Source organism: Amycolatopsis sp. NPDC004747, from assembly GCF_053601335.1.
The window spans coordinates 1-12919 of record NZ_JBSGBQ010000061.1 but is presented as its reverse complement, the minus strand read 5'-3'; the positions used below and the strand labels follow the sequence as shown (position 1 = coordinate 12919).

Below are 12919 nucleotides of genomic sequence, written 5' to 3'. Positions count from 1 at the left end.
CCGGACGGGCTAGCGTGGCCGTCATGAAGATCGACCTCGACGGCCGCGGGCCGGACTTCCGCGCGTTCTGGACCGAGCGCCACCTGGCCACGCTGACCACGGTCCGGCCGGACGGCACCCCGCACGTCGTCGCGGTCGGCGTCACCGTCGACTTCGACGCCGGCCTCGCCCGGGTGATCACCTTCGCCCCGTCGGTCAAGGCGCGGCTCGTGCGCGCCGCGGGCGCCGAAGGCGTCCCGGTCGCGGTCTGCCAGCTCGACGGCCCCCGCTGGTCCACTTTGGAGGGACGCGCGGTGCTGCGCGAAGACCCGGAATCGGTGCGCGACGCGGAAAACCGGTACGCCGCCCGCTACCGGCAGCCCAAGCCGAACCCGCAGCGGGTCGTCATCGAGATCACCGTGACCCGGGTGCTCGGCAACGCCTAGTACCAGCCGAGCTCGGCCAGTTGCTCCTCGGCGGCGCGCCGGGTCCAGAACGTCACCTTGTCCAACCGGCCCGACGCGGTCCGGAACTTGAGGCTGCGGCTGCCGAACGGAGCCCACGACCACAGCAGGCCGGTCACCTCGGCGCGGCTGAACCGGATGGGGTCGAAGGTGTGGGCGTGCCGCAGCTCGGCCTGGTCGCGGGTGACCAGCAACCGGGCGGAGCGTCCCGTCGCCGTCAGGCCGTTCACCGAGGCCGAGCCGCGCAGGACGAGGTCGTAGTCCTCTTCCCGCAGCGTGCCGCACCGGTCGGCCGGGTCCGGCGGCGGGACCCGGCCGATGCCGCCGGTCTTCGCCCGCCACCGGGTCACGAAGATCGCCACCACGACGTAAACACCGGCCGCCGGCAGGGCGAACCACAGCACCGCGGGATCCATCGACGTCCCTCCCCTCGCCGGCGAAGTATCCGCTAACGGCCGCTCGTCCGGGAGTGGACCAACCGGGTGTACTCCGCGAGCAGGTCCGCCAGGTCGCCGTGCTCCCCGGTCGACGCCAGCTGCTGGTGGCCCACCAGCATCGCCATCCCGAGCGACGTCAGCGTCCGGGCCAGCGCCCGGTCGCCGACGATCCCTTCGACCGCCTTGCCGACCGTCCGCAACCGGGCGTCGTCGACGCGCTTCTGGGCCGCGCGCACGGTTTCGTCGGTGCGCGCCCACGCCCGGATGGCGGCTTCGGCTTCGTGGGGCAGCCCGAGGGTGAGGTCCATCAGCGCGGCGAAGTCGGCCGACGGCCCGCCGGTGCCGAAGTCCCGCTCGCGGAGGATGCGCACCTGGCGGTTCTCCCAGTGCTCCAGGAGCTGCGCCACGAAGCCCGGCCAGCCGCCGAAGTGGTGGTAGAACGACCCGCTCGTCACGCCGAGGCCGCGGCACAGCGCGCCGACGTTCAGCTCGGTGAACCCCCGCTCCGCGAGCACGGCCAGCGCGGCCTCGAAGTAGCCGCGCCGCGTCACCGGCGGCATCAGACGTTCCGGTCCCGGTCCCGCCAGTAGGGTTCGCGCAGCGAGCGCTTGAGGATCTTGCCCGTGGCGTTGCGCGGCAGCGCGTCCACGACCTCGACACTGCGCGGGCACTTGTAGTGGGCGAGCCGCTCGCGGCAGAACTCGACGATCTTCTCGGTGTCGAGCTGGTCGCCGGCGACGAAGGCCTTGACCTGCTCGCCCCACCGGTCGTCCGGGATGCCGATCACGGCCACCTCGGCGACGCCGGGGAACTCCGCCACCACGCGCTCGACCTCGGGCGAGTAGACGTTCTCGCCACCGGTGATGATCATGTCCTTGACGCGGTCCTCGAGGAAGAGGAACCCGCCGTCGTCCAGTCGCCCGACATCGCCGGTGCGGACCCAGCCGTCCACGATGGTCTCCGCGGTGGCCTCGGGCTTGCCGAGGTAGCCCGCCATCCGCTGCTCGGTGCGCACCCACACCTCGCCGGCCTCGGCGTCCTCCCCGGTCACCGGGTCGACGATCCGGATCTCCACACCGGACAACGCGGTGCCTGCCGACGCCAGCCGTTCCGGGCGGCTGGTGTCGCGGTGTGCCTCCGGGTCCAGCGCGGTGACCGCCCCGGACAGCTCGGTCATGCCGTAGACCTGGGCGAACTTGACGTCCGGCCACGCGGCGAGCACTGTGCGCAGCAGCGGGAGCGGCATCGGCGAAGCGCCGTAGCAGAGGTACTTCAGCCGCGAGAACGCCTGGAGCGCGGCCTCGCCGGCCTGCGCGATCCCGGCCACGACGGCGGGCACCAGGAACGCGTGCGTGACCCCGGCCCGCAGCGCCGCGAACAGCGAAGCCGCGTCCGGCTCCCGGGTCAGGTAGGACGGTTCCCCGTAGAGGAACCCGGAGACCGCGTAGCAGCTGCCGCCGACGTGGAACAGCGGCATCGCGACCAGGTTGACGTCGCCCGGGCCGATCGGGAACGCGGTCCCGGCGGCGAAGCCGTGCGCGAGGACGCCGTGGTGGGTCAGCACCGCGCCCTTCGGGAAGCCGGTGGTGCCGCTGGTGTACATGACCAGCACGCCGTCGTCTTCGTCGACGTCGGCCCCGGCGTGCGGCGCGGCGGAGGTCAGGAAGGCCTCGTACTCGTCGGCGTCCCCGCCGACGACGACCACGCGCTCCACCGCGGGCAGCCGGTCGCGGACCGCGTCCAGCGCGGGCCGCAGTTCGGCGCCGACGAAGACCACCTTCGCCCCCGCGTCCCTGAGCACGTACGCGAGCTCGTCCCCGGCAAGCCGCCAGTTCACCACGGCGTTGGCCGCGCCGAGCCCGGCGGCGGCGAAGGTCGTCTCCAGGCAGGCGGGGTGGTTCTTGTCGACGAACGCGACCCGGTCGCCCCGGGTGATCCCGGCCGCCGCGAGGGCCCCCGACAGGCGCCGGACCCGCTCGTCGAACTCCGTCCAGGTCCAGCTGCGGTCGCCGAAGACCAGCGCGGTGTCCGTGGGGCGTTCCTTCGCCCAGTGCGCCAGGAGCTCGCCGAACAACCGGACCCGGGGGCGGACGTCTTCGGGCATGGGAGTTCCCTTCGGGCCGGCACTGGACCATAGACCGGTCTATGGTGCGCCGGGTCACAGCGGGCGTCAATACCGGTCAGCGGGACGTTTTTTGACCGCAATATCGGCATATCGCATGCTGTACATGATGTATGAGAGCACTCGACGAGGAGGCTTGGGATGACGGGCAGCACCCGGCGTGAGTTCTTGAAGGCCGCGGGCGCGGCGGGTGGGCTGCTGGCCGCGGGCGCGCTGTTCGGGCCGGCGAGCGCGGACGCGAGCCCCGACGACCCGTGGGCACGCGTGCCGGCGATCCTCGGCCGGATCACGCCGCCGTCGTTCCCGGACCGGGTGTTCGACATCCGGTCCTACGGCGCGGTCGGCGACAACTCGACCGACTGCACGCCCGCCTTCGCGGCGGCGATCGCCGCCTGCCACGCCGCCGGCGGCGGGCGCGTGCTGGTGCCCGCCGGGAAGTTCCGCACCGGCAAGATCCACCTGCTGTCCAAAGTGGAGCTCCACGTCACCGGGACGATCCGGTTCCGCAGCGACGCCGCGTCGTACCTGCCGGTGGTGTTCACCCGCTGGCAGGGCATCGAGTGCCACAACTACTCGCCGTTCCTCTACGCGATCGACCAGACCGACGTCGCGATCACCGGCACCGGCACGATCGACGGCAACGCGGCGGCCGGCCCCTGGTTCGACTTCGACGGCAAGCGCGGCCCCGACTGGGACCGGCTCCAGCAGCAGGCGGCCGACGGCGTGCCGGTGTCGCAGCGGGTGTTCGGCGACAAGCACTTCCTCAAGCCGAACCTGATCCAGTTCTACCGGTGCCGCAACGTCCTGGTCGAGGGCGTCACGCTGCGGAACCCGGCGATGTGGACGGTGCACCCGGTGCTGTGCCGCAACGTGACGGTCCGCAACGTGACGGTCTACTCCCGCGGCGCGATGGTCGACGGCGTCGACCCGGAAAGCTGTGCGGACGTGCACATCCACGGCTGCTCCTTCGACACCGGCGACGACGGCACGGTGATCAAGTCCGGCCGCGACACCGACGGCCGCCGCGTCGGCGTGCCGAGCGAAGACATCGTCATCGAGGACAACGACTACTTCGGCCGCTGGGGCGCGATCACCGTCGGCAGCGAGATGTCCGGCGGGGTGCGCAACGTCTTCGCGCAGGACAACCGGATCCACGCCGGTTCGTCGTACAAGTCGTTCTACGGCGTGTACGTCAAGACGAACCCGCGGCGCGGCGGCGTCGTCTCGGACATCCACGTCCGCCGCCTGACCGGCGGCCCGGTCGACCGCGGCGCGATCTTCGTCGACATGAACTACAGCCTCACCGGCCCCGGCTACGGCCCGATCGTGCAGCCGGTGATCCGCGACCTCGACCTGCGCGACATCCACCTCGACGACTCGCCGTTCGCGCTGAAGATCAGCGGGGCGGAGGCAAGCCCGCTGACCGGCTTCCGCCTGGCGGACAGCACGTTCACGAAGATCGACACCCCGGCGCCGCAGATCTCGAACGCGCGGGACGTGACGCTCTCGAACGTGACGGTGAACGGGAAGCCGGTCTAGGCGAACAACGCGAGCAGCCCCTCGGCCGACCGCACCACCACGTGCGCCGCGGTGCGTTCGGCGTGCGGGCGGTCCGGGCGCTCGGCCTCGTGCCGCCAGCGCCGCAGGGCGTCGAGGCCCGCGTCGTAGATCTCGTTCGGGTCCGCGTCCGGGTCCAGGCCCAGCCGATCAGCCGGCGCCGTGCCCTGGGCGCCCAGCAGGCGGACCGCTTCCTCGGCGGGTTCGCCGGACAGCGCCGTGCGGCCGCCCCGGATGTCGGCGATCAGGCGCAGCTCGCGGAAGTCGTGCGCGGCCGCGGCGAAGCGCTCCACCCGGGACACCAGCCGGTCGCCGCCCGGGCGGGGGCGGTCCGCCAGCAGCGTCTCCAGCCGGATGATCGCCGTCCGGGCCCGCAGCGCCTCGGCCCGGGCCACGAAGCAGCCGGCCAGTGTGTCGCGCAGCTCGCCCAACCCGCTGCGGCGCACCAGTTCCGCCGAAAGCTTGACGCGGTCGTCGCAGCCGGTGCGGATCAGCGTGAGCGCCAGCCGGACGCCGAACATCCCGAACCGCACCACCAGCGACCGCCGCGTCTCGACCGGGATGGGGCCGGGGAACCCCGGATCGGTGAACGAGTCCACCGACAGCACGTGCCGTTCCAGCTCCTCGCGCGGCACCGCGGCGAACGCCGCCAGCAGGTCGAACTCGTCGTCGCGCAGCGACCGGCCGCCGTAGGCGAGCTGCCCGGCGACGGCGATCACGCCCAGGAACCCGGTGCACAGCGGGTCTTCCCGCCACGCGCGCCGCGCGAGCTGCTTCGCGGTGAGCAGCGCGTCGATCCGGCCCGCGCCGACCTCGTCGGCGCGGGAGAGCACCAGCACCGAGTTCACCGCGCTCTGCCGCGCGAACGCCGAGCCGCCCGGCGGGTGCGCCGCGGCGAGTTCGTCCGGCTCGAGGTGGCGCACCAGCCGGACCGTCGCGTCCGGGACGTCGTCGGCCGGGCCGGGGTCGTCCAGCAGCACCAGCTCACGCAGCGCCCGCGTCGGCCATTCGCCCAGCGCCGCGGCGAGCGTCGTCTTCCCCGAGGAAGGCGCGCCCGTGAACGCGACGCGCAGCGGCTGCTCCAGCCGGGCGAGGCAGTCGTGCAGCAACGCCGACGCCCCCGGGTCGTCCCGGTAGAGCCCGGCCGCGGCGTGCAGCAGGTCGCGGACGTCCTGGGTCACGCCGAAAGCTCCCGCCGCTGCTGCCGTCCGGCGATCGTGCCGAGCTCGCCCGCGCGCTGGTGCAGGCCCGCGAGCCGGTCGATTTCACGGCGGAAGTGCCCGGTCCGCCGTTCCCGCTCGGCGGTGCCGGCCAGGATCGTCTCGCGTTCGCGCGTCAGCTCGTCGGCGAGTTCCTCGGCCAGCCCGGTGAAGTGGTCGCGCAGCCGCCGCTGCACGACGCGGATGGCGTCGCGGCAGTCCTTGCTGAACCGCAGGAAGACGTCGTCGACGTGCCGCTGCGCCGCCTGCTTGGCGACCGCCTGGCGCCGCTGCAGCCGCATCCCGCCTTCGTCCTTGATCGTCTTCGCGGCGAACGCCGCGCCGGCGCCGAGCGAGACCGGGTTGATCAGCGGCAGCCCGGCGAGGCTGGTGACCAGGCCGAACATCAGCACACCGCCGTACGACCCGCGCAGCCCGGTGAAGGCCTGCTGGCCGATCTTGAACTTCTCGATCTTCGGCCGCCCGACGTCGTCGAGGTGCTCCACACCCGAGCCGTCGAGCCGCAGGTCGGGCAGCGCTTGGTCGTACTGGGCGCCGAAGCACGCCGCGACCGCCTGCGCGATCCACTCCGCCCGGTCGGCCAGCCACGTGTAGTTGATGTCGACCGCCTCGGCCAGCGCGTTGTCCAGCCAGGGCGCGAATTCGTCCCACACCTTCGCCGGATCGCCCTCGTCGAAGGTGCGGTCGATGGTGTTGACGATCTTGCGGGTCCGCTCGCGCAGGTCGTACTCGGCGTCCGACAACAGGTCGGTGATCTCGTCGGAGAGCAGGTTCTGCCACCGGGTGTTCTGCCGGCGCAGGTCGTCGGCGCGGCGCTGGGCCCGCTGCAGCAGCGCGGCCTGGCCGAGCCCGGCGTCCTGCCCGGCGGCGTCCATGCGGTCGCGCAGGGATTCCACCAGCTCGGCGGCGGCGGCGCGCACGCCGACGGCGGCCAGCAGCGCGCGGGACCGCTCGGGCGGGCGCGCGGCCTGCTCGGCGATCCAGCCGAGGAGCTCCGGGAAACCCGAGCGGGCGTTGAGTTCCGCGTCACCGGTCTTCGCCGCGGCTTGGCGCACCACGGCCGAAACGGGCAGGACGGGCGCGTCGATCCCGGCCTCGCCGAGCATGGCCCGATCGCGTTCGGCGACCGCGCGCCACCCGGGACAGGCGTCGATCTTCGTGAGCGCCAGCACGACGTGCGGGCACCAGGTGCGCACATGCCGCGCGAGCGCGAGTTCGGCGGCGCTCAGCGGCGCGGTCGCATCGGAGACGAGGATCACCGCGTCGGCTTCGGCGAGCAGGTCCAGGGCCGCGGCCGTGCGCGGTGACCGCGGGTCACCGACGGGCGGGGTGTCGACCAGCACGAGGCCGGCCGAGAGGAGTTCGCGCGGCACGCCGACCTCGACGCGGCTGAGCGTGCCTGCGGGCCGGGCCGCGAGTTCGCCGGTGAGCCGTTCGACCGCGACGGGGATCCGTTCGCGGGACCGGCCGACCAGCGTCGCGGCGGGTTCGGCGGAGTAGGCGATCTCCGTGGGAACGGCGGGGGTGGCGGCGTCGCCGACCGCGCACACCGGCGCGTTCAGCACGGCGTTGAGCAGGTAACCCTTGCCCTGTTTGGGAAAGCCGAGCACGCCCAGCCGGGTCTGCCCGGCGGGGGCGTCCCGGCGTCTGCGCAGGCGCTCGGCGAGATCGGCGCGGCCGTGCGTGCGGCACGCGTCCAGCGTCTCGTTGAGCACTTCGAGCCAAGCCGGTGCGGTCACGATGGACGAGTGTCCCCGGTTCACTCCCCGTACGCACACCGGGTGCCCGTCCCGCGGCTGCACCCAGACCGCGGGACGGGCACCGGTGACCGGTTCGGGGATCAGTGCCCGAGGTGGATGTCGTTGCCGGAGGCGACGTCGCCGAGGTGCAGGTTGCCCAGGGCGTTGTGGCTGACGTCGGCGACGTCGGAGACGACGTCGTGGACGGCAGTGGTGTTGCCGGAGGCCAGCTCGCCGACGTGGCCGACGACGTTGTGGTCGGCGCTGATGCCGGTGGCCGAGGTCACGGTGTTGGTGACGTCACCGAGGCCGTGGACGGCGCCGGCGACCTCGCCGGTGACGTGCTTGACGTCGATGTCGCTCGTGCCCTTGAGGATGCCGGTGAAGTCGCCGACGTGGCCGGTCAGGCCGCCGGTCGCGTTGCCGACGCCGAGGGAGCCGGTCAGGTCGCCGAGGGTGTGGGTCACGTCGCCGACGTGGCTGTTGACCTCGCGGACCTCCGCGTTCGAGGTGGCGAGGACCTGCTGGGCCTCGCCGACGCCCGCGGCCGCGGCGTAGGCCACGTTGCCGGTCACGCCGTCCTGCGGCTCGGTCAGGTAGGCCGGGGCCGCGGTCAGGTTGGCCAGCGCCTGCGAGTCCAGGCCGTGGGCCAGGTCGCCACCGAGGATGGCGCCGGTGGCGTTGCCCGCCAGCGCGGTCACGTTGGCGGCGTTGGTGACGTCGTTCACGCCCGGCAGCGAGCCGAGAGCGCCGACGGCGGGCAGCTCGCCCACGGCCGGGAGCTCGCCGACACCCAGGTCGCCCACGCCCGGCAGGCCCGAGGTGGCCGGCAGGCCGAGGCCCGAGGTGAGGGCGGTGAGCTGGTCGATCGCACCCTGGACGCCGGGGGCGTCGGTGCCGACCGGGGACAGGTCGCCGACGACGGGGAGGCCGCCCACGGCCGGGAGGCTGTCGACCGGCACGTAGTCGAGCACCAGCGGGATGACCTCGTGCACGTCGGCGGCGCTCACGTCGCCGAGACCGGCGGCGGCGAGGACGCCCTGCGGGTCCGTCCCGAAGGCCGCCAGGGCGGTCGGGTCGTTGAGCAGGTTGAGGGCGAAATCGTGCAACGTCTGCACGGAGTCCATGGGGATTTCTCCTGATCCGGTGGTTCGGGGGACAGCTGCGAACCGCAGGGTCCGCTGCTCCGTGATCAAGGTAGGGAGACCGTCCCCCAGCGCACATCGGGGATCACTCCGAGTCGCAGTCCGGTCAGCCGATAGGGGATCGATATGTCATCGTTAGGGAGTTAGGGGCTCATCCGAGACGCGCTCAGTTGGGTTAAATCCCTCCAGACCCTTGCCTGACTAACCCGTTTGGGTGAGGATGCCCCGAACCCTAGGGGGAATTCCGTGCCCCCGATCGGCCGCCACGAGGTGAGGAGGAAAGCGCCGTTGCCCTACGTCCTCGGGATCGATGTGGCCCAGGGCCGGACCCACGCCGCGACCTGCCGCCGACAGGGCCCCGGCTGGGGCGAGCCCGAACCCCTCTGGCTGGGTGAACGGTCCCCGGCCGCCGCGTCGGCGTTGTTCCTCGACGACGAGGGGTACCTGCTCACCGGCGACGCGGCCGCGCAGGCGGGGGCGCAAGTCCCGTCGCGGCTGCTCACCGGCTTCCACCGGCGGATCGGCGACGACGTGCCGATGCTCGTCGAAGGGGAGCCGTTCCCGCCCGAGACGCTCACCACCGTGCTCGTCGAGGGGATCGCCGAGCACGCCGCGAACCTGTTCGGCGGCCCGCCCCACCACCTGGTGCTCACCCACCCCGGCGACTGGGGCGGCTACCGCCGTGACGTGCTGCGCCGGGCACTGGCCGAAGCCGGGTTCACCGCGGTCACGCTGGTGCCCGGCTCGATCGCCGCGCTCGGCGCGCACCTGCCCGTCCCCGGCCCCGGCGCGCAGGTCGCCGGGGTGTGCGAGTTCGGCACCGACGGCGTGAACGTGACGCTGGCGACGGCGAGCGGCGCCAGCGGCTGGCAGCTCGGGCAAACCGCCGAGGGCGTGGCCCCGGCGGCCGCGCTGAGCACGCTGTTCGCGCTCGCCGGAGCGGCGTCGACGTCCCCGAGGGGGCTCGCCGGTGTGGTGTTCTGCGGCGACGTCCCGCCGCACGCGCTGCCGGCCCGGCCGCCGTGCCCGGTGTTCGCGGGACCGGTTCCGCCGGCGACCGCCGCCCTCGGCGCGGCCGCCCTCGCGGGCCTGCGCGCCGACCACCGGGTGACGCCGACGGAACCCCCTGCCGTCGAAACCACCTTGCTCCCCAAGGTGGACACGCTCGGTGAGCTCGGCGAGCGGCCACCCCGGCCGCCGGTCGAGATCACGCCGTTCGAACTGCCCGAGCGCACCGGCCCGCTGAACCTGTTCCGGCGGCGGCGTCCCCTCGCCGCCGCGGTACTGGTGCTCGCCGCGGCCGTCTCCGCCGTGGTGATCACCCTCTCCGCCCGCGAAGCCACCGCCGGCCCGGCCGGCACCCCCGCTCCCACCCCCACCCACTGCGCCCCCTCCGGTGAAGGTCACTGTTGAACACTCTGCTCACGCAGGTTCCCCCGTCGCCCACCGTCCCGGTGCACCCGGCGGCGCGGCAGCTGCTCGACCGCGTCGCCGCCGAACCGGCCGCTCCCCTGCGGCTCGCCGTCGTCGCCCCCGGCGGGTACGGCAAGAGCGTGCTGCTCGGCGCGCTCGACCGCCGCTACCGCGAGGCCGGGGTCGAGGCCGTGCTGGTCGACGACGCCGACCGGCTCGGCCCCGACCAGCTCGAGGAGCTGCTCGCCGGCGCGGACGGCCCGATCGTCGTCGCGCACCGCCCGGCCGCGGTGGCGCCCGGCTGGACGCTGCTGCAGCTCGGCCCGCTCGGCGTCGAGGACGTGGCCCGGCTGATGTCCGCGGCGACGGGTTCGCCCGCCGACCCGGCCGCCGCGGCCGAGCTGCACGCCCGCAGCGGCGGGGTGCCGCGGCTGGCCGAGCGCGCGTTGCTCGGGCGCCTGGAGGAGTTCCGGCCCGAGCTCGACGAGCTCGACGACGACGTGCTCCGCTACCTGATCGCCGCCGAAGCCGGCGCCGGGCGCAACCTCGACCTGCTGTGCGCGCTGCTCGACCGCCGCCCCGACCAGCTGCCCGCGATCGTCGAGGGTGCCCGCGCGACCGGCCTGCTCGCCCCCGACGACACGCTGCTGCCGCTGGCCGCGGTCGCCGTCCGCGACTTCGGGCCGCCCGCCCGGCGGCTGACGACGGTGCAGCGGCTCGTCGAACTGCAGCTGGCGAACGGCCTCCCGGTGCTCGACCTGGCCCGGTCCCTGCTCGGCACGGGCAGTTCCGGCGCGTCCGCGGCGGCCGCGTTCGCCGCGGCGGCGGGCGAAGCCCTGCCGACCGACGCGCGCTTGGCGACGCGGTTGTTCGAGGCCGCCGCCGAGGCGGGCGACCGCTCGTCCGCCGTCACGGCGGGGTGGGCGCGCGCGGCCGCGTTGTCCGGCGACCTCGACACGGCGTTGCGGCTCGCCGACGGGCTGCTCGGCGCGGCCGACGCGGAAACCCGCGCGGCGGGCGCGGAGATCGCGGCGACCGTGCTGGCCCACCGCGGCGAGCTGGCCCGCAGCGCCGAGCTGTACCACTGGGCCGGCCGCGCCGACGCGTTCTCGGCGACGGCGCTGGTCGGCACGGGCGACCTCGAGGGCGCCCGCCGTCTCCTCGACTCCCCTGCCCCCGGCGTAGCGCCGACGCTGTTCGCCGGCGCGGCGACCCGGATGGCCCGCGGCATCGTGGATTCGGTGTCCGGCTGCGCGACGGAGACGTTGTCGACGCTGCTGGGTGCGGCCGCGATGCTGGAGCCGGCGCTGGGCGGGACGTTGCTGCCGGACAGCCCGGCCGCGCTGGCCGCGCTCGTCGCCCTGCACACCGGCGAGCTGGCGCTGGCGGAGTCGGTGCTGAGCCGGGCACTGGACGGCGGGACCGGCGGGGAGCTGCTGACCGCGCGGCACCGGCTGCTGCTGGGCTGGGTCGCGATGACGGCGGGCGACCTGGCAACGGCGGCGGAACACCGCGACGCCGTCGCGGGCCGTTCCCTGGAGCCACGCGACGAGCTGTTCTTCGCGACCTTGGAGCTCGGCTTGGCGCGGCGGGCCAGCGACCTGGTCGGGCTGCAGCGGTCGTGGAACCGGGCGTACCAGGCGTCGATGCGGCAGCAGACGGACTTGTTCTCGTTGCTGCCCCTGGGCGAGCTGGCGATCGCGGCGGCCCGCACCGGCGCTTTCGCCAAGCTGTCCGGCCAGTTCGAGCGCGCCCACACCCTGCTCTCCCGCCTCGGCGAGCCGCCACTGTGGACGGTGTCGCTGGTCTGGCACGAGCTGCACGCGGCGATCACGCTGGAGGACGCGGACGCGGTCAAGGCCCACTTGGCCACGCTGACCACCCACGCCCACTGCGGCCGCCACCCCCGCGCCCTGGCCACGGCGGCCCGCGGCTGGCTGGCGGTCCTTGGTGGAACGTTCGACCCCGCGGAGATTTCCGAAGCGGCGGCAGAGCTGCACGACCTGGGCCTCCGCTGGGACGCGGCCCGCTTGGCAGGCCAGGCGGCGATCAGGACATCGGACCGCAAGGCGATGGTCCAGCTCCTGGAGGCGGCCCGCCAGTTCCAGGGCCCCTCGGCCCGCCGCGAGCCGGGAACGACCCCGGAACCGGCAGCGGGAACGGGCTTGGCGGCGCTGAGCGAGCGCGAGCTGGAGGTGGCCCGCCTGGTGGTGGAGGGGCTGACGTACAAGCAGGCGGGCAGCAAGCTGTTCATTTCGGGCAAGACGGTGGAGCACCACATGGCCCGGATCCGGGGCAAGCTCGGCGCGGCCGACCGGCGGGAGCTGCTGGCGACGCTGAGGGAGCTGCTTTCCCGCCCGGACGCGAGTTAACCGGCCTCGGCCACCGGCCGTCAGGGTTCGAGGTACCTCACCGACACGACAGGCACGCTGAAAGCACGACCGGCGCCCACCTCGACCTCCCCGCAACCCCGATCCGAAGCCCCCACACGGCCGACGGCACCGAGTCAAGGCACGCTTTCCCGCCTTGACCCGGTGCCGTCGGCCGTAGTCACAATCGGGCGTCGGGGTGGCGGAAACCGACCTTCACAGCACTACTCGCGACAACACGAACCTGCCGAAGCCCCACTCCAGGCCCGGGAACTCCTACGCCCTCCCAGGTCCAACAGAACAGGGAGTTTCCTGGCGAGGTCGGAGTGGCTTTTCAGGCCTTCACCGTCCCGAACACGAACGCCAGACCTGCACCCCGCCCAGACCTCCCCCACCCCGATCCGAAGCCCCCACACGGCCGGTGGTGCCGGGTCAAGGCACGCTTTCCCGCCTTGACGCGGTACCACCGGCCGT

Annotated in this window: 10 protein-coding genes; 4 read left to right on the top strand and 6 right to left on the bottom strand. The window is 73.7% G+C overall.

The annotated features are described in order from the left end of the window. The first annotated feature begins 23 nt into the window (after window positions 1-23). A complete protein-coding gene (locus ACWEGE_RS46095) occupies window positions 24-425 on the top strand; it encodes a PPOX class F420-dependent oxidoreductase (protein WP_449666854.1) in 402 nt (133 codons plus the stop codon). Here the strand turns inward: ACWEGE_RS46095 and ACWEGE_RS46090 are convergent. Genes ACWEGE_RS46090 through ACWEGE_RS46080 form a run of 3 tightly spaced genes read right to left on the bottom strand, consistent with a single transcriptional unit; the run spans window position 422 to window position 2984 of the window. Further along, entirely contained in the window at window positions 422-859 is a 438-nt protein-coding gene (locus tag ACWEGE_RS46090) for a hypothetical protein (RefSeq protein ID WP_449666853.1), read from the bottom strand. The genes ACWEGE_RS46095 and ACWEGE_RS46090 overlap by 4 nt on opposite strands. A gap of 32 nt (window positions 860-891) precedes the next feature. After that, window positions 892-1440 carry a TetR/AcrR family transcriptional regulator gene (locus ACWEGE_RS46085; RefSeq protein WP_449666852.1) on the bottom strand — a complete coding sequence of 183 codons (549 nt, stop codon included), beginning with the start codon at window positions 1438-1440 and terminating at the stop codon, window positions 892-894. Continuing rightward, on the bottom strand, window positions 1440-2984 hold the full coding sequence (locus tag ACWEGE_RS46080; RefSeq protein ID WP_449666851.1) for an acyl-CoA synthetase: 1545 nt from the start codon (window positions 2982-2984) through the stop codon (window positions 1440-1442). Before ACWEGE_RS46080 ends, ACWEGE_RS46085 begins: the two co-directional genes overlap by 1 nt. A gap of 159 nt (window positions 2985-3143) precedes the next feature. On the opposite strand from ACWEGE_RS46080, the gene ACWEGE_RS46075 reads away from it, so the two are divergent. Beyond that, window positions 3144-4541 carry a glycoside hydrolase family 28 protein gene (locus ACWEGE_RS46075; protein ID WP_449666850.1) on the top strand — a complete coding sequence of 466 codons (1398 nt, stop codon included), beginning with the start codon at window positions 3144-3146 and terminating at the stop codon, window positions 4539-4541. On the opposite strand, the gene ACWEGE_RS46070 is transcribed toward ACWEGE_RS46075, so the two are convergent. The 3 genes from ACWEGE_RS46070 to ACWEGE_RS46060 form a co-directional block, all read right to left on the bottom strand. After that, a complete protein-coding gene (locus tag ACWEGE_RS46070) occupies window positions 4538-5740 on the bottom strand; it encodes a GTPase (protein ID WP_449666849.1) in 1203 nt (400 codons plus the stop codon). The genes ACWEGE_RS46075 and ACWEGE_RS46070 overlap by 4 nt on opposite strands. Then, a complete protein-coding gene (locus ACWEGE_RS46065) occupies window positions 5737-7518 on the bottom strand; it encodes a dynamin family protein (RefSeq protein WP_449666848.1) in 1782 nt (593 codons plus the stop codon). Before ACWEGE_RS46065 ends, ACWEGE_RS46070 begins: the two co-directional genes overlap by 4 nt. Before the next feature lie 101 nt (window positions 7519-7619). Beyond that, window positions 7620-8645 (bottom strand): IniB N-terminal domain-containing protein, encoded by a 1026-nt coding sequence (locus ACWEGE_RS46060; RefSeq protein ID WP_449666847.1) that lies wholly within the window; start codon window positions 8643-8645, stop codon window positions 7620-7622. 306 nt (window positions 8646-8951) lie between these two features. On the opposite strand from ACWEGE_RS46060, the gene ACWEGE_RS46055 reads away from it, so the two are divergent. Continuing rightward, a complete protein-coding gene (locus tag ACWEGE_RS46055; protein ID WP_449666846.1) occupies window positions 8952-10076 on the top strand; it encodes a molecular chaperone DnaK in 1125 nt (374 codons plus the stop codon). After that, window positions 10073-12448 carry a LuxR C-terminal-related transcriptional regulator gene (locus ACWEGE_RS46050; protein ID WP_449666845.1) on the top strand — a complete coding sequence of 792 codons (2376 nt, stop codon included), beginning with the start codon at window positions 10073-10075 and terminating at the stop codon, window positions 12446-12448. Before ACWEGE_RS46055 ends, ACWEGE_RS46050 begins: the two co-directional genes overlap by 4 nt. Window positions 12449-12919 lie beyond the last annotated feature (471 nt).